Origin of the sequence: Nonomuraea sp. NPDC049695, assembly GCF_040674955.1 — a bacterium.
GTDB classification, from domain to species: Bacteria; Actinomycetota; Actinomycetes; order Streptosporangiales; family Streptosporangiaceae; genus Nonomuraea; species Nonomuraea helvata.
In genome coordinates this window covers 1-23,257 of the sequence record NZ_JBFANV010000133.1, presented here as the reverse complement: position 1 = coordinate 23,257, position 23,257 = coordinate 1, and the positions used below count along the sequence as shown (strand labels likewise).

27 protein-coding genes are annotated in these 23,257 nt (G+C 67.9%); 17 read left to right on the top strand and 10 right to left on the bottom strand.

What is annotated here, in order from left to right; translation table 11 throughout:
• The 5 genes from AB0J64_RS52900 to bfr all read left to right on the top strand — a co-directional run bounded on the left by AB0J64_RS52900 (nucleotide 1) and on the right by bfr (nucleotide 2,892).
• Nucleotides 1-219 (top strand): zinc ribbon domain-containing protein, encoded by a 219-nt coding sequence (locus AB0J64_RS52900; protein ID WP_364045442.1) that lies wholly within the window; start codon nucleotides 1-3, stop codon nucleotides 217-219.
• 208 nt (nucleotides 220-427) lie between these two features.
• Nucleotides 428-1,513, top strand: a complete 1,086-nt coding sequence (locus tag AB0J64_RS52895) for an S-(hydroxymethyl)mycothiol dehydrogenase (protein WP_364045440.1) — start codon at nucleotides 428-430, stop codon at nucleotides 1,511-1,513.
• A complete protein-coding gene (locus AB0J64_RS52890; protein ID WP_364045438.1) occupies nucleotides 1,514-2,113 on the top strand; it encodes an MBL fold metallo-hydrolase in 600 nt (199 codons plus the stop codon).
• A gap of 101 nt (nucleotides 2,114-2,214) precedes the next feature.
• A complete protein-coding gene (locus AB0J64_RS52885; protein ID WP_345002194.1) occupies nucleotides 2,215-2,391 on the top strand; it encodes a (2Fe-2S)-binding protein in 177 nt (58 codons plus the stop codon).
• 15 nt (nucleotides 2,392-2,406) lie between these two features.
• Nucleotides 2,407-2,892, top strand: coding sequence for a bacterioferritin (bfr, locus tag AB0J64_RS52880; RefSeq protein ID WP_364045435.1), 486 nt, complete (start codon nucleotides 2,407-2,409; stop codon nucleotides 2,890-2,892).
• A 45-nt stretch (nucleotides 2,893-2,937) separates the two neighbouring features.
• Here the strand turns inward: bfr and AB0J64_RS52875 are convergent, their stop codons facing one another.
• The gene (locus tag AB0J64_RS52875) at nucleotides 2,938-3,414 is read right to left on the bottom strand and encodes an RICIN domain-containing protein (RefSeq protein ID WP_364045433.1); all 477 of its coding nucleotides are present in this window, start codon (nucleotides 3,412-3,414) and stop codon (nucleotides 2,938-2,940) included.
• Nucleotides 3,415-3,674: 260 nt separating this feature from the next.
• On the opposite strand from AB0J64_RS52875, the gene AB0J64_RS52870 reads away from it, so the two are divergent.
• Entirely contained in the window at nucleotides 3,675-4,343 is a 669-nt protein-coding gene (locus AB0J64_RS52870; RefSeq protein ID WP_012888073.1) for a response regulator transcription factor, read from the top strand.
• A gap of 3 nt (nucleotides 4,344-4,346) precedes the next feature.
• The gene (locus tag AB0J64_RS52865) at nucleotides 4,347-5,627 is read left to right on the top strand and encodes an ATP-binding protein (RefSeq protein ID WP_364045431.1); all 1,281 of its coding nucleotides are present in this window, start codon (nucleotides 4,347-4,349) and stop codon (nucleotides 5,625-5,627) included.
• Here AB0J64_RS52865 and AB0J64_RS52860 read toward each other — a convergent pair.
• The gene (locus AB0J64_RS52860; protein WP_364045429.1) at nucleotides 5,611-6,093 is read right to left on the bottom strand and encodes a GtrA family protein; all 483 of its coding nucleotides are present in this window, start codon (nucleotides 6,091-6,093) and stop codon (nucleotides 5,611-5,613) included. The genes AB0J64_RS52865 and AB0J64_RS52860 overlap by 17 nt on opposite strands.
• Nucleotides 6,094-6,371: 278 nt before the next feature.
• On the opposite strand from AB0J64_RS52860, the gene AB0J64_RS52855 reads away from it, so the two are divergent.
• Both AB0J64_RS52855 and purE read left to right on the top strand, forming a co-directional pair.
• The gene (locus tag AB0J64_RS52855; RefSeq protein WP_364045427.1) at nucleotides 6,372-7,520 is read left to right on the top strand and encodes a 5-(carboxyamino)imidazole ribonucleotide synthase; all 1,149 of its coding nucleotides are present in this window, start codon (nucleotides 6,372-6,374) and stop codon (nucleotides 7,518-7,520) included.
• Nucleotides 7,521-7,614: 94 nt separating this feature from the next.
• Complete coding sequence (gene purE, locus AB0J64_RS52850; RefSeq protein WP_364045444.1) at nucleotides 7,615-8,097, top strand: 5-(carboxyamino)imidazole ribonucleotide mutase; 483 nt, start codon at nucleotides 7,615-7,617, stop codon at nucleotides 8,095-8,097.
• A 45-nt stretch (nucleotides 8,098-8,142) separates the two neighbouring features.
• Here the strand turns inward: purE and AB0J64_RS52845 are convergent, their stop codons facing one another.
• On the bottom strand, nucleotides 8,143-9,456 hold the full coding sequence (locus AB0J64_RS52845; protein WP_364045425.1) for a UDP-glucose/GDP-mannose dehydrogenase family protein: 1,314 nt from the start codon (nucleotides 9,454-9,456) through the stop codon (nucleotides 8,143-8,145).
• 124 nt (nucleotides 9,457-9,580) lie between these two features.
• On the opposite strand from AB0J64_RS52845, the gene AB0J64_RS52840 reads away from it, so the two are divergent.
• The 4 genes from AB0J64_RS52840 to AB0J64_RS52825 all read left to right on the top strand — a co-directional run bounded on the left by AB0J64_RS52840 (nucleotide 9,581) and on the right by AB0J64_RS52825 (nucleotide 13,683).
• Nucleotides 9,581-10,744: an acyl-CoA dehydrogenase family protein gene (locus AB0J64_RS52840; RefSeq protein ID WP_344996844.1), complete on the top strand. Its 1,164-nt coding sequence runs from the start codon at nucleotides 9,581-9,583 to the stop codon at nucleotides 10,742-10,744.
• A gap of 718 nt (nucleotides 10,745-11,462) precedes the next feature.
• Nucleotides 11,463-12,008 carry a hypothetical protein gene (locus AB0J64_RS52835; protein ID WP_364045422.1) on the top strand — a complete coding sequence of 182 codons (546 nt, stop codon included), beginning with the start codon at nucleotides 11,463-11,465 and terminating at the stop codon, nucleotides 12,006-12,008.
• A 473-nt stretch (nucleotides 12,009-12,481) separates the two neighbouring features.
• Nucleotides 12,482-12,688 carry a hypothetical protein gene (locus AB0J64_RS52830; protein WP_364045420.1) on the top strand — a complete coding sequence of 69 codons (207 nt, stop codon included), beginning with the start codon at nucleotides 12,482-12,484 and terminating at the stop codon, nucleotides 12,686-12,688.
• A 314-nt stretch (nucleotides 12,689-13,002) separates the two neighbouring features.
• On the top strand, nucleotides 13,003-13,683 hold the full coding sequence (locus AB0J64_RS52825) for a hypothetical protein (protein ID WP_364045418.1): 681 nt from the start codon (nucleotides 13,003-13,005) through the stop codon (nucleotides 13,681-13,683).
• Between the two features lie 328 nt (nucleotides 13,684-14,011).
• On the opposite strand, the gene AB0J64_RS52820 is transcribed toward AB0J64_RS52825, so the two are convergent.
• Nucleotides 14,012-14,461, bottom strand: a complete 450-nt coding sequence (locus AB0J64_RS52820) for a lamin tail domain-containing protein (protein ID WP_364045416.1) — start codon at nucleotides 14,459-14,461, stop codon at nucleotides 14,012-14,014.
• A gap of 139 nt (nucleotides 14,462-14,600) precedes the next feature.
• Between AB0J64_RS52820 and AB0J64_RS52815 the strand changes: the two genes are divergently transcribed.
• The 3 genes from AB0J64_RS52815 to AB0J64_RS52805 all read left to right on the top strand — a co-directional run bounded on the left by AB0J64_RS52815 (nucleotide 14,601) and on the right by AB0J64_RS52805 (nucleotide 17,329).
• Nucleotides 14,601-15,023, top strand: coding sequence for a VOC family protein (locus tag AB0J64_RS52815; protein WP_364045414.1), 423 nt, complete (start codon nucleotides 14,601-14,603; stop codon nucleotides 15,021-15,023).
• Between the two features lie 188 nt (nucleotides 15,024-15,211).
• Nucleotides 15,212-16,345: a hypothetical protein gene (locus tag AB0J64_RS52810; protein ID WP_364045412.1), complete on the top strand. Its 1,134-nt coding sequence runs from the start codon at nucleotides 15,212-15,214 to the stop codon at nucleotides 16,343-16,345.
• A gap of 147 nt (nucleotides 16,346-16,492) precedes the next feature.
• On the top strand, nucleotides 16,493-17,329 hold the full coding sequence (locus AB0J64_RS52805; protein ID WP_364045410.1) for a hypothetical protein: 837 nt from the start codon (nucleotides 16,493-16,495) through the stop codon (nucleotides 17,327-17,329).
• A gap of 16 nt (nucleotides 17,330-17,345) precedes the next feature.
• Here AB0J64_RS52805 and AB0J64_RS52800 read toward each other — a convergent pair whose 3' ends face one another.
• On the bottom strand, nucleotides 17,346-17,468 hold the full coding sequence (locus tag AB0J64_RS52800) for a hypothetical protein (RefSeq protein WP_364045408.1): 123 nt from the start codon (nucleotides 17,466-17,468) through the stop codon (nucleotides 17,346-17,348).
• Nucleotides 17,469-17,769: 301 nt separating this feature from the next.
• On the opposite strand from AB0J64_RS52800, the gene AB0J64_RS52795 reads away from it, so the two are divergent.
• Entirely contained in the window at nucleotides 17,770-18,597 is an 828-nt protein-coding gene (locus AB0J64_RS52795; protein ID WP_364045406.1) for a hypothetical protein, read from the top strand.
• An 85-nt stretch (nucleotides 18,598-18,682) separates the two neighbouring features.
• Here the strand turns inward: AB0J64_RS52795 and AB0J64_RS52790 are convergent, their stop codons facing one another.
• The 5 genes from AB0J64_RS52790 to AB0J64_RS52770 all read right to left on the bottom strand — a co-directional run bounded on the left by AB0J64_RS52790 (nucleotide 18,683) and on the right by AB0J64_RS52770 (nucleotide 23,163).
• Nucleotides 18,683-19,417, bottom strand: a complete 735-nt coding sequence (locus tag AB0J64_RS52790; protein WP_364045404.1) for a DUF4097 family beta strand repeat-containing protein — start codon at nucleotides 19,415-19,417, stop codon at nucleotides 18,683-18,685.
• 121 nt (nucleotides 19,418-19,538) lie between these two features.
• Nucleotides 19,539-20,378, bottom strand: coding sequence for an LLM class flavin-dependent oxidoreductase (locus AB0J64_RS52785; RefSeq protein ID WP_364045402.1), 840 nt, complete (start codon nucleotides 20,376-20,378; stop codon nucleotides 19,539-19,541).
• On the bottom strand, nucleotides 20,375-21,205 hold the full coding sequence (locus AB0J64_RS52780; RefSeq protein ID WP_364045400.1) for a GNAT family N-acetyltransferase: 831 nt from the start codon (nucleotides 21,203-21,205) through the stop codon (nucleotides 20,375-20,377). The genes AB0J64_RS52785 and AB0J64_RS52780 overlap by 4 nt, the downstream gene beginning before the upstream one ends.
• A gap of 121 nt (nucleotides 21,206-21,326) precedes the next feature.
• A complete protein-coding gene (locus tag AB0J64_RS52775; RefSeq protein ID WP_364045398.1) occupies nucleotides 21,327-21,674 on the bottom strand; it encodes an STAS domain-containing protein in 348 nt (115 codons plus the stop codon).
• Between the two features lie 34 nt (nucleotides 21,675-21,708).
• Nucleotides 21,709-23,163, bottom strand: coding sequence for an LCP family protein (locus AB0J64_RS52770; RefSeq protein WP_364045396.1), 1,455 nt, complete (start codon nucleotides 23,161-23,163; stop codon nucleotides 21,709-21,711).
• Nucleotides 23,164-23,257 lie beyond the last annotated feature (94 nt).

The window sequence follows — 23,257 nt, the reverse complement described above, 5'->3', positions numbered from 1 at the left end:
GTGCACCCGGCGCACACCACCACCGAATGCGCACCGTGCGGAGCGAGAACCAAGCACGCACTACCTCTTCACGAACGTACCTACACCTGCACCGCGTGCGGAACATCCCGGCCCCGGGACAAGAACTCCGCCCAGGTGATGCTGGTCCGGGCTGGTCTGAACCCGGCTGGTGTCGATCGCGTAAGACCCGACAGTCCGAAGGACCGTCAGGCAGCGTGAGCCAGAAATGCCCCGCCTTCGGGCGAGGAGCAGTCAAGAAAGAGCAGGTCACCACGCCAGGCGCGTTCGCGAGCTCGACGAGAAGGAACTGGCCGAGGGGCTCGAGGGGTTCGAGTTGCGCAAGATAAGACGTCGTCCCGCCCGGGGGCTCGGCCTGGTGCAGCCCTATGTCTTGCGGAGATCATGCTCCTGACACAAGATGGCTGCCATGCCGTACGAAGTGCAGGGCGTCATCGCCCGAGCCAAGGGTCAGGAAGTGTCACTGGAGACGGTCGTCGTGCCGGACCCCGGTCCCGGTGAGGCGGTCGTCGACGTGCAGGCCTGCGGGGTCTGCCACACCGACCTGCACTATCGCGAGGGCGGGATCAACGACGACTTCCCGTTCCTGCTCGGGCACGAGGCGGCGGGCATCGTCGAGGCGGTCGGCCCCGGCGTCACCGACGTGGCCCCCGGCGACTTCGTGATACTCAACTGGCGCGCGGTGTGCGGGCGGTGCCGCGCCTGCCTGCGCGGCCGCCCCTGGTACTGCTTCAACACCCACAACGCCACCCAGAAGATGACGCTGAAGGACGGCACGGAGCTGTCCCCGGCGCTGGGCATCGGCGCGTTCCTGGAGAAGACGCTGGTCGCCGCCGGGCAGTGCACCAAGGTCTCCGCCGAGGCGCCCGCGCAGGTGGCGGGGCTGCTGGGCTGCGGCGTCATGGCGGGCATCGGCGCCGCGATCAACACCGGCGGGGTGACCCGCGGTGACTCCGTCGCCGTCATCGGCTGCGGTGGCGTGGGGGACGCCGCGATCCTCGGCTCCGCGCTGGCCGGCGCCTCGAAGATCATCGCGGTGGACGTGGACGACCGCAAGCTGGCCTGGGCGCGCGACTTCGGCGCCACCCACACCGTCAACTCCCGCGAGAACGACCCGGTGGCGGCGATCCGCGACCTGACCGGCGGGTTCGGCGCCGACGTGGTCATCGAGGCCGTGGGCCGTCCGGACACGTACGAGCAGGCCTTCTACGCCCGCGACCTGGCCGGAACGGTCGTCCTGGTCGGCGTCCCCACCCCTGAGATGAAGCTCGGGCTCCCGCTCCTCGACGTCTTCGGCCGCGGCGGCTCGCTCAAATCCTCCTGGTACGGCGACTGCCTGCCCTCGCGCGACTTCCCGATGCTCATCGACCTGTTCCTGCAGAACATGCTGCCGCTGGACAAGTTCGTCACCGAGACGATCGAGGTCGACCAGGTCGAGGAGGCGTTCGCGAAGATGCACCGCGGCGAGGTGCTGCGCTCGGTGGTGAAGTTCTAGATGATCGACAGAGTCATCACCTCGGGCACGTTCTCGCTGGACGGCGGCACCTGGGACGTCGACAACAACGTCTGGCTGATCGGCGACGCCCGCGAGGTCGTCGTCATCGACGCCGCGCACGACGCCGGGCGGATCGCCGAGCGGGTGGGCGGGCGCACGGTCAAGGCCGTCATCTGCACCCATGCGCACAACGACCACATCAACGCCGCCAAGCCGCTCGCCGACCTCACCGGCGCGCCGATCCGGCTCCACCCCGCCGACCAGGTGCTGTGGGAGCAGCAGTACGGCGACGCGGTGCCGTACGAGCCGCTGGCCGACGGGGACAAGATCGAGGTGGGCGGGATCGCGCTGGAGGTGCTCCACACGCCCGGCCACTCGCCCGGGGCGGTGTGCCTGTACGCCCCGGACCTCGGTGCCCTGTTCAGCGGCGACACCCTCTTCAAGGGCGGCCCGGGGGCGACCGGCCGGTCGTACAGCTCGTTCGACACGATCATCGAGTCGATCCGGGAGCGGCTGCTGACGCTGCCTCCCGAGACCGTCGTGCACACGGGACACGGCGACTCGACCACGATCGGCGCGGAGGCCCCGCACGTCGGATAACAGAGTGTGGCCTACCTAACGTAGGCAAGCCTTACCAAAGTGAGCTACCTTAGGTGTGCCTAACCTTTGTTGTTGCTGCTTGTCGAGAGGCCTGCCCCCGGATGTACGTGTGCATTTGCCGTGCTGTGACGGAGAACGAGGTGCACGACTGCATCGCTGCCGGGGCCAAGAGCGCGAAGCAGATTCGCGACACTACAGGTGCTGGTGGGGACTGTGCCCGATGTGTACGGAAGATCTGTGCAATGCTGAAAAGGTCTGAAGAACTGACGACCGCATAGCAAGGGGCCCGTTTCATGCAGGGCGACAAGCAGATCATCGAGTTGCTCAACGAACAGCTGACCGCCGAGCTCACCGCGATCAACCAGTACTTCCTCCATGCCAAGATGCAGGAGAACTGGGGATACACCAAACTCGCCGAGTACACCCGCGCGGAGTCGATCGACGAGATGCGCCACGCCGAGCGCCTCACCGATCGCATCCTCTTCCTCGAAGGCCTGCCCAACTACCAGCGTCTGGGGACCCTGCACATCGGGCAGACCGTCGAGGAGCAGCTCAGGGCGGACCTTGAGGTCGAGCTCTCCGTCGTGCAGCGCCTGCGCCCGGCGATCGCGCTCATGCGCGAGAAGGGCGACATCACCTCGGCCCGGATCTTCGAGGAGATCCTGGAGGACGAGGAGAGGCACATCGACTACCTGGAGACGGAGCTCAGCCTCATCCGGAGCCTGGGCGAGCAGCTGTACCTGGCTCGCTACGCCGAGCCGCCGTCGTCCGACGACTGACCACGGTCTTCGGGCGGGCTTGCCGGAGCCCGCCCGAAGCCGGCTCTAGCGCATGATCCAGGTCTGGTCGGTGATGTTCCGGCAGGTCCACTGGATGATCCACTTGCCCGGCTTGCGCTCTCCCTTGCCGACGGCCAGGCACATCCCGGTGGCCTGGTTCCGCAGGTGCTGGTTGTCGTAGACCCACTCCTGCTCGGCCCCGCCGTCGGTGCACGGCCACTGGATCGCGTACTTGCCCTTGACCTGGACGCCACGCGCGATCGCCAGGCACATGCCGGTCTTGGCGTTGACGAGCTTGCCCCCCTTGTAGATCCACTGCTGGTCCTTGTTGGTGGAGCACGTCCACTGGATGACCTTCTTGCCGGCCTTCACCTCGCTCTTGCCCACGGCCAGACAGAGCCCGGTGGCGGCGTTCATCAAGCGGGATCTGCTGCTCGCCGCGGAGGCGGGAGCGGCGGCCAGGGACAGCGCCACGGCGGCGGTGGCGGTGACGGCGAAGAGTTTCTTGGAGATTGCGACCACGTCTATGACCTTTCTGCGAACTGACGATCACTGAGACGCGCGCAATTCCCTTTTTGTTCTGATCGGCCGCGGAGAGTTGCTCATGGCGCGGAACGGGAATGCCATGATCGGTGCCGCTCGGCTGGTGCTCCAACAGCGGTAATTTAATCCGGACTAACCGATATTTAGCAGCGTTTGCCCAGGTCAATGGATAGGTCAACGACGAGTCAAACCCGGCGCTGTGCCCGGGAAACGATCGCCTAAGGTCCTACGATCGCTTCATGACCTGCGTACTTCTCGCCGAGGATGACACCTCGATCTCGGAGCCGCTCGCGCGTGCGCTACGCCGCGAGGGCTACCAGGTTGAGGTGAGCCCCGACGGCCCGCAAGCCCTGGAGCGTGCTCTGTCGGGCGGCATCGACCTCATCGTTCTTGATCTTGGCCTGCCCGAAATGGACGGGCTGGAGGTGGCCCGGCGGATCCGGGCCGAGGGGCATGGCACCCCTGTTCTCATACTCACCGCCCGCGTCGACGAGGTCGACACGGTCGTCGGACTCGACGCCGGCGCGGACGACTACGTCACCAAACCGTTCAGGCTGGCCGAGCTGCTCGCCCGGGTACGGGCGCTGCTGCGCCGCGGCACCTCCGAGACTCCCGTCGTCCAGGGCGTGCGCATCGACGCCGATTCGCGTCGTGCGTGGATGGGAGACAAGGAGCTGCACCTGACGACCAAGGAGTTCGACCTCCTGCGTGTGCTCGTACGTGACGCCGGAAAGGTCGTCACTCGCGAGCAGATCATGCGCGAGGTCTGGGACACGAACTGGTGGGGTTCGACCAAGACACTCGACATGCACATCTCCTGGCTGCGTCGTAAGCTCGGCGACGATGCCGCGAAGCCCCGTTACATCACTACTGTCCGGGGAGTCGGCTTCCGGTTCGAGCGCGAGTAGGAGATGCGCCGCCGACTGCTCTCCTCCACGCTGCTCGTCGCGGTCATCGCGGTCCTGCTGCTGGGGGTCCCCCTGGGCGTCGTCGTCAGCCGCCTCATCGTCGACGAGGCGGCTCAGGAGCTCGGGGCGGAGGCCAAGCGCCTCGTGGGAGAGGTCGAGTATGCCCGTGTTCAGGAGACACCGCTCGACCCTCAACAGCTGGAACAGAAATATCCGGGCCGGTACATACAGATCTGGGAGCGCGGAACCCCCCTCCGGGTGACCGTGGTCGGCACCGCTCCGCCGTCCGGTCACCTCATGACGGAGGACGCGCAGACCAACACCGGCGTCTACGTACGGATAAGTCGCGACAGGGACAAGGTCGAGCAGGATGTACGGGCTCGCCTCATGCTCATCGTCGCCCTGGCCGGCGCCGCCCTTGCGGTGGCCGTGAGTCTGGCCGTCGTACAGTCCCGGCGATTGACGCTACCTTTGCAGGACCTGGCGAAGATCGCCGAACGGCTGGGGTCGGGCGACGCGCGGCCGAGCAAACATCGATACGGCATACCCGAGCTGGACCGGGTGGCACAGGTGCTCGACCGCAGCGCCACCCGCATCTCCGACCTGGTCACGCGCGAGCGCGAGTTCGCCACCGACGCCTCCCACCAGCTCCGCACCCCCTTGACCGGTCTCACCATGCGCCTTGAGGAGATCGTGTCCGCCGCGAACGAGCCGGAGGTCGTACGCGAGGAGGGCGAGGCGGCGATCGTACAGGCGGAGCGGCTCACCGCCGTGATCGACGAGCTGCTGGCCGCGGCCCGGCGTCAGCGCCACGCCCAGGCCGAGCCGATCGCCGTCGACGAGGTCCTCATCCAGCAGGTCAGGGAGTGGGAGCCGGTGTTCAGGGACGCCGGCCGCATCCTGCGTCTGGAGGGCGGGCGCGGGCTGAAGGCGATGGCCACCACCGGCGGATTCGGCCAGGTGATCGCCTCTCTGCTGGAGAACTCGCTGCGCCACGGCGGCGGCGCCGTCACCGTCACCTCCACCAGCGGCGACAACTACGTGGTGATCGAGGTGGCCGACGAGGGCCCGGGGATCGCCGACGAGATAGCCCCCAAGATCTTCGAGCGGAACGTCAGCGGCGGCGGAGGCACCGGCCTGGGGCTGACGCTCGCCCGCGCGCTGGCCGCCGCCGACGGCGGCCGGCTGGAGCTGGTACGGCGCCGCCCTGCCACGTTCGCCATCTTCCTGCGCCCGGCGGAGGACGACGGCAACAGGAACCGGGTGGTCAGCGGTCCTGCTTGACCCCGGCCTCGGGCAACTCCACCGGGATCGGCTCGGTGGCCTCCAGGAACACCCACTTCTTGTACGACCAGTAACGGAACAGCGTGCCGAGCCCGACGCCCACGATGTTGGCGATGTTGATGCTGAGCGCGTCGTGCCGGTCGAGGGTGTAGGTGGTGAAGCCGATCGCCAGCATGCCGAAGAGCAGCGCGATGCCGTTGAGCAGGAAGAACAGGAAGTATTCGCGCCCCAGCCCGTTCTGCTCGCGGTGCCGGAAGGTCCAGTAGCGGTTGCCGAGGTAGGCGAACGTCGTGGAGATCGTCGTCGCCACGACCTTCGACGTCAGCGGGCCCCAGCCCAGCACGACGTTGCAGAGGTTGAGCAGACCGAAGTCGATCACGAAGGCGATGGCCCCGATGCTGCCGAACTTGGCCAGCTCGTAGACCAGCGAGGCGAACCGCTCATAGAGGCGTCCAACGAAATTCACGTCTCCGCTCGGTCCCTTCCCTCGCTGTGCCTGATCCTTCCAGCGTACCGGTCAGGATGTAGGGCTGATATCAGCCTCGCGAACATCCTGCTTAGAAATACCGCCCTATGCCCGGCATTTACGGAAAATGAGCATTACGCTGCGTTGCATCCTCCCGCGCCATCCGGCATGCGGGCGGGCCAGAGCGCTGGGCGGTCGTGCCTGCGAAGGCGACCCGGAACGGCCGCCCAGCCCAGAGCGTCCGGGAAAGTCGTTCCGTCCCGGTAAGCTCACCTGGCGTGAGTTCCTACAGCCCCATCGGACCGGTCGTCGGCATCGTCGGCGCGGGTCAGCTGGCCAGGATGTCGCAGCCACCGGCCATCGCGCTGGGTGTCGAGCTGCGAGTGCTGGCCAACACCCCTGAGGAGAGCGCCGCACGGGTGATCGTCGACACGCGCATCGGAGACTACCGCGATCTCGACGATCTACGCGAATTCGCCAAGGGCTGCGCCGCGATCACGTTCGACCACGAACACGTCCCGACCGAGCACATCCGGGCCCTGGCCGACGCCGGCCACGCCGTGCACCCCGGCGCCGACGCGCTCGTGCACGCCCAGGACAAGGCGGTCATGCGCGAGCGGCTCAGCGCGATCGGCGTGCCCTGCCCGGCCTGGGCACGCGTGTCGTCGGCCGAGGAGGCCGAGCGCTTCGCGGGCGAACACGGCTGGCCTATGGTGCTGAAAGCGGTGCGCGGCGGCTACGACGGCCGCGGCGTGTGGGTGTGCCGGTCCCCGGAGGACGTCGCGGAGGCGTTCGCGACCGGGGTCGAGCTGCTCGCCGAGGCGTTCGTGCCGTTCGAACGGGAGCTCGCGGTTCTGGTGGCCCGCTCGCCGCACGGGCAGGGCGTCAGCTACCCGGTCGTGGAGACCGTCCAGCAGGACGGCATCTGCGTGGAGGTCATCGCGCCCGCTCCCCGGCTGGACCCCGAGGAGGCGGCGCAGGCGCAGCGCATCGGCCTGAAGATCGCCCACGAGCTGGGCGTGACCGGGCTGCTCGCCGTGGAGCTGTTCGACACCCCGAACGGGCTCGTGGTCAACGAGCTGGCCATGCGCCCCCACAACAGCGGCCACTGGACGATCGAGGGCTCGACGACGTCGCAGTTCGAGCAGCATCTGAGGGCGGTGCTGGACCTGCCGCTCGGCTCACCCAAGATGACCGCCCAGGTCGTCGTCATGGCCAACCTGCTCGGGGGCGAGGAGCCCGACCTGTTCAAGCGCTACGAGCACGTGCTGGCCCACGATCCGGGCATCAAGCTGCACTTCTACGGCAAGGAGGTGCGCCCAGGACGCAAGATCGGCCACGTGACGGCCCTCGGCTCCAACCTCGAAGAGGTCCGCGCCCGCGCCCGCCACGCCGCCGTCTACCTCACCACCGGGGAGTACACATGAGAGAGCGAAGCGAACGAACAATGGAACGCAGCCGTATCGGCCTGCCGATGGGCACGACGCCGCCGAAGGCGGCCTCGTGACCATCGGCATCGTCATGGGCAGCGACTCCGACTGGCCTGTCATGAAGGCCGCCGCGGAGGCCGTCGCCGAGTTCGGCGTGCCCTTCGAGGCGGACGTGGTCTCGGCGCACCGCATGCCCACCGAGATGATCGAGTACGGCCGCGGCGCCGCGGCCCGCGGCCTCCAGGTGATCATCGCCGGAGCCGGAGGCGCCGCGCACCTGCCCGGGATGCTGGCCTCCGTCACCCCGCTGCCGGTGATCGGGGTGCCGGTGCCGCTCAAATACCTCGACGGGATGGACTCCCTGCTGTCGATCGTCCAGATGCCCGCCGGGGTGCCGGTGGCCACGGTGGCGGTGGGCGGGGCTCGCAACGCGGGGCTCCTGGCCGTACGCATTCTCGCCGCGTCGGACGCGAAGCTGCGGGAGCGCATGGAGGAGTTCCAGGCGCGGCTGAAGGAGCAGGCGTACGCCAAGGGCGAGAAGCTCCGCGCGGAGGCCGCCCAGCTGCAGGGCTAGCGTGAGAAAGGCCGCCCGTGGAGTCGCGGACGGCCTTTCTCGGAGCTACGGGCGGCCCAGGGCGCGGTAGTGCCATCCGGCGGAGCGCCACGTCTCGGCGTTCAGCGCGTTACGTCCGTCCACGATGCGCCGGGTCGCGACCACCGCGCCCAGCTCCTCCGGGTCGAGCTCCACGAACTCCTGCCACTCCGTGAGCAGCAGCACGACGTGTGCTCCGCGGACCGCCTCAACGGCCGACTCGCCGTAGTTCAGCTCGGGGTGAGCCTTGCGAGCGTTTCCGAGCGCGATCGGGTCGTACACGGTGACCTGTCCGCCCTGGTGGCCGATGGTCACGGCGACGTCCAGTGCGGGGGAGTCGCGAATGTCGTCGGAGTTGGGCTTGAACGCGGCGCCCAGCACACCCACGGTGCACCCGTGGAACGAGCCCCCGGCCAGCTCCCTGGCCAGGTCGACCATGCGGGCGCGGCGGCGCATGTTGATGGCGTCCACCTCGCGCAGGAACGTCAGCGCCTGGTCCGCGCCCAGCTCCCCGGCCCGCGCCATGAAGGCCCTGATGTCCTTGGGCAGGCAGCCGCCGCCGAACCCGAGCCCGGCGCTCAGGTATCGTCCGCCGATCCTGTCGTCGTACGACAGGGCCTCGGAGAGCTGCTTGACGTCGGCGTGAGCGGCCTCGCAGACCTCGGCCATGGCGTTGATGAAGGAGATCTTGGTGGCGAGGAAGGCGTTGGCGGCCGTCTTGACCAGCTCGGAGGTGGCGAAATCGGTCACCACGAACGGAACGTCGCCCATCGGCTCGTAGACCTCGCGCAGCACCTTCTCGGCTCGTTCGGTGCGTACGCCGAGCACGATGCGGTCGGGGTGCATGGTGTCCTCGACCGCGAACCCCTCACGCAGGAACTCGGGGTTCCACGCCAGCTCGGCCTCCGCTCCGGCGGGCGCGAGTCGGGCGAGCTTGTCCGCGAGCCGCTCGGCCGTGCCGACGGGCACGGTGGACTTGCCGACGACCAGGCACTCCCGGTCGAGGAGCGGGGCGAGGGCCTCGATGGCGCTGTCCGCGTAGGAGACGTCCGCGGCGTACTCGCCGCGTTTCTGCGGCGTGCCCACGCAGACGAAGTGCACGTCGCCGAAGGCGGCGACCTCCTCGTAGGAGGTGGTGAAGCGGAGGCGGCCGGATTCGAGACCGCGGCGGAGCACCGGTTCGAGCCCCGGCTCGTGGATCGGGAGCTCACCTTGGTTCAATCTGGCGATCTTGTCTTCATCTATGTCAAGGCCAAGGACCTCGAATCCAAGATCAGCCATGCACGCCGCATGGGTGATCCCCAGGTATCCGGTCCCGATCACCGTGAGGCGATATGGCACGAGTGAGCTCCTTTCGGTCGCGCAGGCATGCTACCGGGACTCGCTACCTCCTACGTGCCACCTGCACCTCTTCGCAAACCGTACTAGCTGGTAACAAAAGGTCGGACGTCCTAGTATCTCCTGCATGAGCTTCCCTCTATACGCGCCCGCCGAAGAGCACGACATGCTCAGGGAGACGGTCCGGGCCCTGGCCGACGAGAAGATCGCCCCGCACGCCGCCGAGGCCGACGAGACCGAGGAATTCCCCTGGGACGTCTACAAGGCGCTCGTGTCGTCGGACCTGCACGCCGTACACATTCCCGAGCAGTACGGGGGCGCGGGGGCGGACGCTCTGGCCACCGTCATCGTGATCGAGGAGGTGGCCCGCGCCTGCGCCTCCTCGTCCCTGATCCCCGCCGTGAACAAGCTCGGCACGGTCCCCCTCCTCCTTTCGGCCTCGGAGGACCTGAAGTCGCGCTATCTGCCCGCGGTGGCGAGCGGCGAGGCCATGTTCTCGTACGCCCTGTCGGAGCCGGAGGCGGGCTCGGACGCGGCGTCCATGAAGACGAAGGCCGTGCGGGACGGCGACGACTACGTGCTCAACGGCACCAAGATGTGGATCACCAACGCCGGGGTCTCGGAGTATTACACCGTCATGGCCGTGACGGACCCGTCGGCGGGCGCCAAGGGCATCTCGGCCTTCGTCGTCGAGAAGTCGGACGAGGGCGTCTCCTTCGGCCCCAAAGAGAAGAAGCTCGGCATCAAGGGCTCACCCACCCGCCAGGTCATCCTGGACGATGTCCGGATCCCGGCCGACCGCATGATCGGCGAGCCAGGCACCGGCTTCAAGACCGCCCTGGCCACCCTGGACCACACCCGCGTCACCATCGCCGCCCAGGCCCTGGGAATCGCACAGGGCGCCCTGGACTACGCGATCGGCTACGTCAAGGAACGCAAGCAGTTCGGCCGCCCGGTGGCGGACTTCCAGGGGCTGCAGTTCATGATCGCCGACATGGCCATGAAGCTCGAGGCGGCCAGGCAGCTCACGTACCACGCGGCGGCGAAGTCGGAGCGGGCGATGCACGGGGAGCCGCAGAAGGACCTGACCTTCCTGTCCAGCGCCGCGAAGTGCGCCGCCTCGGACGCGGCCATGGAAATCACCACGGACGCGGTGCAACTGCTGGGCGGTTACGGTTACACGAAGGACTTCCCGGTGGAGCGCATGATGCGCGACGCCAAGATCACCCAGATCTACGAGGGCACCAACCAAATCCAGCGCATGGTGATGGCCAGGCAGCTCCTCAAGTAAATCCCCAGGGGAACCAGGGAGCCCGGGGGAAAAGCACGGTCTTCCCAGGGGGCGCTTCGCGCAAGGAAGCTCAGGCTGTGACATTGGGGGGCGCGGCCCCCCAAACCCCCAGCTAAAAGCCGCTTCGCCCCTTCGTTATGCCCGCGAGCCTGGAGACGAACTCGGCCACAGTTATGTCGCGCTGTTGATGGCACGGCGCACGGACCCTGGTCGATGGTGCTGGATTACTGGCAGGGAGTGGAGATACCGCCGCCTCCCCAGCTACAGGTGTCGGTTCTGGGCTTGGTGATCACTGTTCCGTTCCTGTTCCGTAAGAGACGGAACGACGGCCCTGATGTCCGCAGGATCGGGGATCACGCAGCGCCTCGCCCTCTTCGACCTGGACAACACGCTCGTGGATCTGGACGCTGCCTTCCAGATGTGAGCAGAGGAGTTCGCCGACGACCACGGCCTGGGCAAGGAGGGGTGGATTGGCTGATCGGGAGGTATGCCGTGTTCGGGGTGCCGGGCAGCGCGCGGGTGGTGTTCCCGGCGTGTTCGTCGGCGTAGACGGCGGCCAGGCCGCGTTCGGAGAGGTGGCGGCGGGGGAGGGCGATCCACTGAGCACTTGAACTGGCTCTGGCAAGGGCAAGCTGAGTCGTCAGGCGATGCCGTAGGGGATGTCATTCAGTGTCATGCCTGCTTCACTAAGGCAGCGAGAAGCATTCGGAGGGGATGCATGTCCGGTCTGGAAGATGCTGCCGCCGCCCACGCGCGCCGGCTGAGGAGTGACGCCGAGTCCGCAGCCGCACGCCATGCTGAGGTGCAACGTACGGCGGAACAAGAACTTGCGCGCTTAAGCAAGCGTGCCAGGGAGTTCTTCGTCTTTGCCCGCGACCATGGCGCCCGCGTGTTCCGCCGTTACGACCCGGAGGAACCCCGGGCCAACACCCGCCTGACTCGTACCGACGAGGTCTGCGTAGTTGCTCATGCTCACAGGATGGTGACGGGGGGCTCGTGGGCCGTTACCAGCGGTGGCCTGGTCTATCCCTGGGCGCAAATCCATGAGAAACGGAGGTTCCTCCATCCAATGCGTCAGGGCATACGCGACAACGTCTTCGTCACCGCCGACACTCACGACAGCCGCTATCGCCACGGCGGGTACATTGAGGCCCACTTCGTGGCCGCTGCGGCAGCACTGCTCGCCCCAGTCCCTGTGTATCCGAACGCGCCAGACCCGGTGACCGGAGTTCAGAAGGACGGGTCGATCATGTACCTGCTGTAGGGCACGACACGTGAGCAGCCGGTTGCTCATGGGTTCGTCTGAATCTCGGCCAGCCCGATGCCCGCTCGCACGCGCCTCGCGCGGTTACGGGCGTGCGGTGAATCGCCCGTCGGGCCTGCGTTCCGCGAGTTTGGTCATCTTCGCGCGCAGTGGCTCCAGGGTAGTCACCGGGCAGCGCGGCCTCGTCGGGATTCTCACCGCGGTGCGGGACCAGCAGCACCGCATTCCCCGCCACCCGGGCCGCAGCCGGGGCGGCGGTCAGACGTACCCGGCCGGGCTTGTCGGAGGAGACGCGCACGGCATGCACGCCCCAGGAGTGGGCGAGGCGTTCGGCGGCCTGGGCGTAGTCGGCCGGGATCGTAGTCGGCCGGGATCGTAGGAGTCGGTGCCCATCTCGATGATGTTGCCCGAAGGTGAGGCGGTCGACGAGCTCAGGTCATGAGCCGTTCTGCGAAGAAGCCTCGGTAGGACATTTGCTCGCGGGCGGCGGCCTCAGCAAGGTCGGTGTCGGCGTACGGCTTCGCGAGCAGGAGGAGGACCCGGATCAGCGCCGGGCCTTGGACGAGGTGGCCAGGGAGAAGCTGATCGACCTGCGGGCCACCTACAGGAGCCGGGAGAGGTGCGGGCCGGGCCTCGTCGCGCGACGAGGGCGCGCGGCCGGGTCGGCGACTGATGGGTGACAAGAGGCCTCCGGCGGGGCACTCCGGCTCCGGGATGATCGCTGTGCTGAGAGCTGGTGGACGTGCAGTTGCGCTGCCTTCAGGTGGGTCGCATTGCCTGCCGTTACGCCCGAATAGTCGACCGGGAATCAGGTTCCGCGGTTCGGGTCGGTCGCCCAACTCCTCCAACGCCATCGTCTCATTCGGCGGGCGGCCCACAAGACACAGTCGCTGCTTTACGCAGTGTCCCTGGCGCGACACCGCTCAGCGAAGGAACAAACATCACTGCTGGGATGGATGGGGCAGACGGTAATGAACTACAGCAGAATCAATGCATGGGACACCCCCGGCAACCCGACCCCCGGGACTACCCCGGTCTGGCCACCACCATGGTCGCGATCCTGGTGGTGCTGCTGCCGGGCGGTTTCGCGTTCAGCTTGTACAAGCACCTGAACGCCCCCGACGCGGACACCGCCGTGACCCTGCGGACCACGGACCCCACGCCCGAACCTGCCCAGCCGAGCCCCAGCGAGAAGGAACGCCCGGGCTTATCGATCGACGACGACGAGTTGAGCAACTGGAACTTCCGCTCAGGCGGCGTCACGTTCAAGGCGGAGAAGGTGGGTGGCTGGACATACGACTCCTGTGCCCCGATCGACAGGCAGGGTGTGCTGGCCAAGAACAAGTGTGAGCGCGCCGTCCAACTGGCCTACTCGGCCTACAGGGGGCACCTCACAGCGGTCCAGGTCATCATGTCCTTCCCCACCGTGAAGGCCGCCAAGGCCACGGCCACGCACCTGGCGAAGTCCTCCCGTGCGGTGAAGTGGCGCCGGGACAAGATGCTCAGCGAATACGCCTACGGCAAGATCCGCTCGGGCGCGACCAAGACGTACGTCCTCCTGACGGTCGTCACCGCCGACAAGACAGCCCAGGCGAAGGCCACGCAGTTCCACCACTACCTGCACAGGGACCACTCGAACTACTTCCTCTTCCGCAACTCGACCGTCACGGGCTGAGTCCCTGAATTTCTGACCAGCTGGTCATAGTTGGGCTACATGGTGGCGCTCGGCCTGCTCTGGCGCCCGCCGCATGAACGGGCGGCGACGTACACCTCGTTGAGATTGGCGGCGCCTGGGGCCATGCTGCCTTGTCTTGCAGGTGATCACGTTCTGTAAGGAAGGATTGCCGATAGAGGCTCGATGCTCCATGTGGCGACGGTCACTGGCCCGTTCGCTGCTGCTTTCTTGAGCGCTTTCGGCGGAAGCACCTCGATCGACTCGACACGGCCGGGTCGCTGGCAAAGCACCCGATTCCATGGAAGCGGGTGCTCAGCGTCGTGCCGGACTACTGGCAGAGGGTGGAGATGCCGCCGCGTCCCCAGGTACACGTGTCGATCTTCTTGAGGTCGCTGCCTCGATAGAGGCCGGCCGTGTCCCCGTCGTTGTTCCAGACGTACCACTTGCGACCCCAGTACAGCGTGGTCGTGCCGTCGGTCCCCTGGCCCGAGCGCACGGTCACCGACTTGCCCGGCTTGAGAGTGAAGCTCGGGAAAATGTACTTGTAACCGGTCTTGTCCCGCAGGATCCACTTGTCGAGCTGGATGCTCTTCTTGGACGTGTTGCGCAGCACCGCGTACTCGCCATTGAGGGAGACGTTGCCGCCCCGGTCCGACCCCGGCGAATCGTAATACACCTTGACGATCTGTACGACAGGGGTTGCGGCCTGGGCGGAGGTGGAGGCCAGCGGCAGGACCACGACCGCGACGCCGGTCGCCACGAGCAGACGCTTGAGCACTAAGGGCTCCAAATAGCTAGAGGTGGAACGTGACATCAATGGGACGATTGCTGTCATTCCAGGGTTGGCGAGCGGCGGTGTCCGCATCCGGCCAATGGAGTCCCTGGAGCATGTGGCCGAGGAGCAAAGGAGGCGCGGGATGAGTGGCGGGTCCGCTACGGGGATGTTGCACCACGTCGAGATCTGGGTGCCCGATCTGCCACGAGCCGTCGCGAGCTGGCAGTGGCTGCTTGAGTCCCTCGGCTACTCCCTCTTCCAGGATTGGAGCGATGGCCGCAGTTGGCGGCTCGGGGCCACGTACCTGGTCCTGGAGCAGTCGCCCGCGCTCACTGCCGACCGGCACGACCGATGCCGCCCCGGGCTGAACCATCTGGCCTTCCACGTGGAGAGCCGGGCCATGGTCGACGCTCTGGTGGCGCAGGCCCCCGCGAAGGGCTGGACGCTGATGTTCCCCGACCGCCACCCCTATGCCGGCGGAGACCGGCACTATGCCGCCTACCTGGAGGACAAGGACGGCTTCGAGGTCGAGCTCGTCGCCGCGGACCCACCAGGCGTGGAGTGACAGACGCGCCGGGGCGATGATCCTCGTGTGGCTCTGGTGGGGCTGGAGCGGCTGTATCGCCCCTAAGGAGCCGCATGGGTAGTTTTGGGGTACTTCACTGCTAGTTCACTCATATGTCAGACAGCAGCACTCGATCGGTATAACGTCTGGTTTCGGTCTGATCCTTAACTGAAGACGGGTACCGCAACATGCGCAAAGTCCTGACGCTCGCCGTGGCCGCCACCGCCTCGATCGGTCTGCTGGCCGCCCCAGCCACCGCCGATGGCCGCCCCAGAGAGCTGCCGGCCGAGATCAATGGGGGCGCCTGGACCGAAGGGCACGTCCAGGGCATCGCCATCGACCAGCGCAAGGGGTACATGTACTTCTCGTTCACGAACGTCCTCGTCAAGACCGACCTCAAGGGCAACCTCATCGGGTCGGTGACGGGCTTCACCGGGCACCTCGGCGATCTTGACTTCAACGCCAAGGACGGCCGCGTGTACGGCTCCCTGGAGTACAAGGAGCAGGAGTCGTTCTACATCGCGATCTTCGATGTCGACCGCATCACCAGCCCGAACATGGATGCCCAGAGCACCGGCGTGGTCAAGACGGTCTACCTCAAGGAGGTCGTCGCCGACTACACCGCCGACATGAACGGCGACGGCAAGTTCGACGGGAACGTCGCCAACACGGCCGACCACCGCTACGGGTGCAGCGGCATCGACGGTGTGTCCTTCGGGCCGCAGTTCGGGCGGAAGAACGGCAAGCAGCTGCTCACCGTCGCGTACGGCATCTACTCGAACGTCGACCGGAAGGACAACGACTACCAGGTCGTCCTTCAGTACGACATCCAGCAGTGGAAGAAGTACGAGAAGCCGCTCACCGAGAGCGACCCGCACAAGAGCGGCCCCGAGCAGACCGACGGCAAGTACTTCGCCTACACCGGCAACACCACCTACGGCGTGCAGAACCTCGAATGGGACGAGCACACCGGCAACTGGATGATGGCCGTCTACAAGGGGAAGAAGCCGCAGTTCCCCAACTACTCCTTCTTCATGGTGGACGGTGGCGCGCGGCCCGCCGAGGGTGACATCGTCGGGCAGTCGCAGCCCGAGCGGGTCCGGCTGCTCACGCTGGCGCCCGGCGGGCTCCAGCACGACGCCACCGGTGTCAGGGGCTGGGAGTTCACCGGCGAGTACGGCCTGATCTCGCTGGGCGGCGGCCGCTACTACGTCTCCAAGTCGGGGACGATCACGGACAACGGCGTCAGCAAGTACACCGGCACCGCACAGCTCTACCGCTGGACGGGCCAGACGCCGACCCCCTTCGAGAAGGTCGGCTGAGGCTGAGGGATGTCCCGGGGGACGGTGCACCGCCCCCGGGACGTCCCTGGGCGACCTGCCAGCGGCGGGCGGCCACGGCTGTTAGGGTCGTTGCTCATCTCGAGAACGTCGCGAGCGTCGCGAATGGGCAACGACATTGGGAGGGTCATGCGGCGGGCCACGAGGAAGACCGTCTCCTTGCTGATGGGAGCCGCCGCTCCGATGGCGATGATGGCGACGATGGCGACGATGGCGCCCGCGGCCGACGCGCAGGCGCGTCCGGCCTGGGTCGCCTACCACGGTCTGACGGCCACCCAGAGCGTGGAGCGGGTCCGCCAGCTCAGGGATCAGGGCTTCCGCCCGATTACGGTAAACGTTTCCGATGGTGAGCGGTATGCGGCCGTATGGGTGAAAGGCGGGTCGCCGGCCAATTGGGGCCTCTGGCAGGGCATGTCGGCCGAGACGTTCCAGCAGCGGTTCGACCAGGGGTTGCGGGAAGGGGCGCAGCCGGTTTCCGTCTCGGCCACCGGGCCGGCCGACTCGCCGGTGTTCACGGCGATCTTCGAGAAGAGAAGTGGCAGGTTCGTCGCCAAGACCGATCTGACGCCCGATCAGTTCGGCGCCGCCAACCAGCAGGCCGCCGGCCAGGGGCTCGCGCTGACCTCCGTCGACGTGTACGGCACCCCTGACGACCTGCGGTACGTGGGCGTGTGGACGGCCAACAGGGGCGGGGCCTGGTCCTGCACGTACGGCAGGACCAGGGAGCAGCACGAGGTTGCCTTCTACGCCAAGCGGAAGCAGGGGTTCCGGCCGGTCAAGGTCGCCGTGGGGCCCGACGGGACGTACACGGCGGTGTGGCGCAAGGGCGGCGACAAGACCTGGGCCCACTACATCGACATGACCTCCTCCAGCTACCAGAAGCGGTTCGACGACCTCAGGGACAAGGGGTTGTTCCCGGTCCAGGTGAACGCGGAGAACGGGCGTTACGCCGGGATCTGGGAGTAACCGACCGAGGGCTACTTCAGGGTTGAGGAACGCCGCTGATGATCATCGGCCACTGGCCGCCCATCTTGCGTCGGGTGACACCTACGATCAGCTGGACCAGCCCGGCCACGACCGCCCAGGCGCCCCACACGCGCAGCACAGCCGGGATGCCTCCCCGGCGAAGTGCGAGATCTTCCCCGGCGGGACCCCGCGCAGCCAGACCTCCGTGGGGCCGATCGCCTGTGGCGAGCACGGACCGAGCCTGGCCCAGCCGGCAACCAGACCGCGGCAACCGAGCGGTGACGAGTCCGGGTGACACCCCGACGCTGCCTAGCAGAATCACCGGAAAATTATCGACCGGAGTTGTCGGATCTGGGCCGCGTCGTTCGTAGCCAGGGTGAACGGTCGCCCACGAGGGCGTTGTCACGACCAGCTGTCACGACCTAGGGAGATGCCGACCGATGCAGCAGCACCCACAGGCCAAGATCCACCGCATGTTCGAGCTCGTCGAGCCGATCGCCACCGTCACCTTCTCCGAGGTGGCGAACGAGGCGTTCCTGGCCGTCGGCATGCGCAACTACTGGGACGGATACTTCGCGGGCCGGGCCGCACCGCTGGGGCCGGCACCGGCCGCGGTGGTACACGCGGTCTTCTACAACTTCGCCGACGGCGAGGTGGCACGCCACATCCCCTGGGTGTGGGGAAAGATCACCCCGCAGGAGGCAATCGCCGTGCGCGAACGGGGCAGCACCGCCGCCCTGCGGCAAATGATCGGAGAGCTCGCCGACTCGCCCGGTCTGGTGCGGGCCGCCGACCTCGCCACCCGAGCAGCGGTCAGCGCGCCGACCGAGGGCCGACCACTGTACGCCGGGCTGCGGGCGCTCGACGTGCCCGAGGAGCCGGTGGCCAGGCTCTGGCACGCGGCGACGCTGCTGCGGGAGCACCGCGGGGACGGCCACAACGCCGCCCTTCTCGCCCACGGCATCGGCGGCACCGAGGCCCACGTCCTCATGGCTGTTTCCCTCGGAATGAGGGCGGAGGAGTTCGGCCGGATCCACCACCTGCCCAAGGCACGGCTGACCGCCGTGGTCGACGGGCTGCGCGGCCGCGGCCTCGTGGACGCCGCCGGCGGGTTCACCGACGCCGGCCGGGAGACCAGGCAGCGGATCGAGGCGCTCACCGACGAACTGGCCGCGCCGGCGTACGACGTGCTCAGTGCGGACGAGCTCGACGAGCTGGCCGCGGGGCTCGAGCCGATCGCCGCCGCGGTATGGGCCTTCGACAACTGAGCGGGCGCATCATGCTGCTGGGACGGCCACGACCCCAGCCCGGCCACATCGGGTTGTAGCCCTTGTCCGCCGGTTCCTCGACCCCTTACTTGGCCAGCAGGATCCGGACGTCTCCTGAGGTGCTGCGGGCCGTGATGGTGTTGGGGCTCTTGGCGTCGTGCTTGAGCTCGGAACGTTCGGTGCCCTCCTGGCTGCGGGCACTGATCGCGTAGGCGGCCCTGGGCACGGTGGCGGTCACCCTGCCGTCCCGTGACCGCAGGTCGAGGGTGGTGGGCGGGCCGGCGAACGTCAGGTCGATGGCGCCGTCCGACGTCCGGCACCTGACGTCCGGAGACTTCAGGCCGTCACCGGTGATCGGCCCCTCGCTCGTCAGCCGGAGCCTTCCCGTGGTGCCCGTGACCTGGATGCGGTCCCCGCTGGACACGTCCACGTCCTGAGTCAGGCCGTTCAGGATGACGCCGTCCGACGCGTCGATCGACAGCCGTACGCCGGGCGGGACCTTGACGTGATAGCGGGCGCCGCAGTCGCCGAAGACCATGCTGCAGTCGGCGCCCAGGCGGAGGGTGCCGTCGCGCAGGGACCAGGTGGCGTTGCCGTCGTCGGCCGCCTTGCCGCGTACCCACCGCTCCACCTCGACCCGGCCGCCGGTGCCGGGGAGGACGCGCACGCCGCCCAGGGAGGATCTGATCTGCAAGGAGGTGCTGGTCAGGGGGAACGACTGGGCGGAGTGGACCTCCTCTGCCTCGAGGTCCACCCCGCATCCGGCCGCCGCCAGCGCGACGGCGAGCGCCGCCACGACTCGCCTCATCGGGATGCTCATGGCAACGATCGTGGCCGAGCGTTCCTCGCCCGCCATCGACCATCCGACCGACCACCGGCCGCTCGCCATCGACCATTCGGCCATTCGGCCATAGGGGGACGGCGCCTGCGGCCCGGCGACCTCAGAGAGCCGAGAGGAGCGCGGTGACGTGCTGGATCGGGTCCGAGCCGAGCGGCCGGACCGCGACCGTGCCGGCCCCGGCCGCCCACAGCGCCTTGACCTGCGCGGCCGCCGCCTCAGGAGAGCCCACGGCCATCACCACCTCCTCGGGCGCGACCCCGAGGAAGCCCGCCTGCCCCTCCACCATCGGACGCGTGACCTCCGCGAAGTCGGCCCCGGTGTGCAGGAACGTGAAGATCACCAGCTCGTGGTCGGCGTCGCCCCCGATCTGGTCCAGGATGCCGGGCAGCTGCGCGGGCCCGACGCCCTCCGGCAGGATCGTGCCCTGGGCGACCCGGCCCGACAGCGCCAGCGAGCGCGGCCCCTTCACCCCGGCCAGCACGGGCGGCGGCACGGCCGGCGGGTGCACCAGGGACACCCCGTCCAGGTGGACGGACTTCCCGTGCAGGGTGACCGTCTCGCCGCGCAGCAGCGCGCGTACGGCCGTGATGGTCTCCTCCAGGAGGGCCAGCGGCGACGGCGGGGCGGCGCCCACCTGGCGCATCCAGTCGCCGACGCCGTGCCCGATGCCGGCGGCCAGCCGGCCGGGATGCACCCTGGCCAGGTTGGCCAGCTCCATCGCCAGCAGCATCGGGTTACGCAGGGGAGCGGGCGTGATGCCGATGCCGACGCGCAGCCGGGAGGTGACGGCGAGCGCGGTGGCCGCGGCCGAGATGCCGCCGGTCCACCCGAGGTCCTCCACCACCCAGAGGTCGTCCACGGACGTCTCGTCGAGTGCCCTGGCGAACGGGATCAGCTGCTCGGGCGGCAGGTCCCGGTCGAACATGACGCCAAGTCTCACGATGCCCTCCAGTAATAGCGGAACAACCGGCCGATCTCCGAGTATCCAGCACGCAGGAAGGCGTTGGCAGTGGGGACGTTGGCGAGGTCGGTGGCGGCGACGATGCGCTGTAGGCCGGCCTCGGAGAGCGTGCGCGTGCCCCTGGCCAGGAGGTCGTTGACGTAGCCGTGGCCGCGGTGCTCGGGCACGACGCCGATGTAGGCGATCGAGTGGTCGTCGGGGGCCACCAGGCCGACGGGGGAGTCGCCCAGGTAGCCGATGACGAACCAGTCGGGCTTGGCCTTCCGGTTGACGAGGTCGTCGTACATCCATCGGGCCTCGTGCTCGGCGCCCGCCGTGGCCACCTCGATCCGCGTGTCGTAGTCGAGCGAGCCCTCCGAGACGCGGACGAGGATGTCGATCACCTCGGCCGGGTCCATGCGGCGCGCCGGGTGGTACGTCAGGCGGCCGGGGTCGGGCGGGACGTCGCTGCCCGCCACCCATTCGAGCACCAGCCGCTCGACCTCCATGGCGAACCCGGCCAGGGTCAGGGCCTCGTGCTCGACGGCCCGATCGACGACAGGGTCCAGGCCCGGCTTGAGGGAGATGTCGTAAATTATCTTGCTCAGACCCATCGTGCGCAGACTGCTGCGCAGCAGCTCGGCCGCGGCGACGGGGTCGGGGCCCGGATCGAACTGCCAGATGATCACCGGCTCCGAGCCGGCGAAGGGCGCCCAGAACGCGAGACGGGCCTGCCCTTCCACGAAGCACCACTCAGGCCGGGTCCTGCCCTCGTCGAAGGCGGCCGCGAGCTGAGAGCGCCCTGGCTCCGGGAACTGGTCGAACAACGTGAAAGCCTCCGCACCTGAGGTGTGCCCGTGCTGACATGACCATGTTCTCGCACGTTCTCGCACAAAGGCGATCAGCCGGGCCGCCTCGCGGGGGTTCAGCCGGGCCGCCTCGCGGAGGTCAGGCGGCGTTGCCGAAGGCCGAGCAGGCCTCTCCGAGGGAGTCGCGCGTCTCGAAGTGCCGGTCGAGGTTGGTGATCGTCAGCAGGTGGCGGATCATGCCCGGGCCGAGCACGAGGATCAGGCGGCCCTTCACGCGCTGGACGTGGTTGAGCGTGGCCACCAGCACGCCGAGCCCCACGGAGTCGCAGAACGGTACCTCGGTCAGGTCGACGACGAGGTTGAGCGGATCGGCGGCCTCGATGGCCTCATCGAGCTCGACTCGCAATCGGGGTGCTCCGGCAACGTCGAGATCTCCGACCACGCGCAGCACCATGCAGGGGTCTTCCCGCCACGATCTGACCACCATGGGCCTCACCTGCCCGATATGCCGCTCGTTATTGTTATTTCTTACATATATTTTCCATTGCCGTCTTAGTCGTACTTGTAACACTCGGCGTGGAGGATGGTATGGGAGCGGACTTCGGTTTCGCGATTTTCGGCTGGTCACTACCGAGAATCACCTCGATGCCCTCGAGGTCCGCCTTGCGAAGCTCCGCCCCCGGGATGGCGGCGGCCACCACCTTCGCCGAGTCCTCGCGGTCCGCGCCGTACCGGATGACCGTCTTCTTGTAGTCCTTCTTGGTCGTGTTGCCGGGCTCGCCGGGGACCTTGAAGCCGTACGCGACCAGCGCCGCCTTGCTGCGGGCGCCGAGTCCCGTGATGAGCGTGCCGTTCTTGATCTTGAGCGTGATGCGCTCCGGCGGAATGGCGGATTTCGTCGGCTTCGGGGAAGGCGACGGGGTGGCGGGCTTGGCCAGGTCCTGGTCGGCGTTGATCCTGGCGAACATGTCGCGGGCGGCCTGCTTGTCCCACAGCACCGCCGACTCGCCTGTGGGCGCCTTGAAGTCGACGTTGGCCAGCGGCACGTCGGCGAACTTCACGTCCTGGAGCGAGACGTCCCTCATCTGGGTCGCCAGGCCGAGCAGCCCGTCGTCGGGATCGACCTTGACCGTGCTCAGCGTGGAGTTGACGAACGCGGCCAGCTTGGTCGGGTTGGCCAGCGTGTCGGCGCTGAGCGCCCGGTTGAGCAGGGCCGAGATGACCTGCTGCTGCCGGTCGATGCGGTCGAGGTCGGAGCGGGCCGTGGCGCGGGTGCGTGCGTAGCCGAGTGCCTGCACGCCCTGGAGCTGGTGGGTGCCCGCGGGCAGGTTGACCCCGGCCTTGGGGTCGTTGATCGGCACGGGCGTGCAGACGGTGACGCCGCCGAGGGAGTCGACGACGTCGATGAAGCCGAGGATGTTCACCTCGATGTAGCGGTTGATCTGCAGCCCGGTGGCGGCCTCCACGGCCTGCTTGGTGAGCTTGGGCCCGCCGAACTGGTACGCCGAATTGATCTTGTGGTCGCCCTTGCCGGGGATCGTCGTCCAGGTGTCGCGCGGCAGGCTGACCACGGTGACGCGCTTGTGGTCCGCCGACAGGTGGATGACCATCATGGTGTCGGTGCGCTGGCCGGCCTCGCGGCCCAGCTTGAGCTGGTTCTGCTGCTGGCGGGTGAGGTCGTCGCGCTTGTCGATGCCGACCAGCAGGATGTTCTCGGGGCCGTGGGCCGACGGCGCAGCCGACACGCCCGCGTCGACGGTGCCGATCTGCCGCGGGGTCGCCCACACCACGCCGGTGGTGACCAGGATGCCGGTGGACAGGAAGCCGGCGACGAGCACGTTGCGCCGGCGGGCCTTGGCACTCTTGAGCGGCCTGCGGGGGCGGGTGGGCGTGAGCTTGACGCCGCCGTAGGCGTCCCCGCCCACGAGCACGCCGGCGTCCTCCTCGCCCGCTACCTGCCCTCCCCCTTCACGCATGCACTCCCCCTCATGTCACCCCGGAGGATCGGGCTTTCGATTGCCCTCCTCCCCTGGTCGTACAGTAGCGTGAGCCCCGCCATGAAGCAGTTCC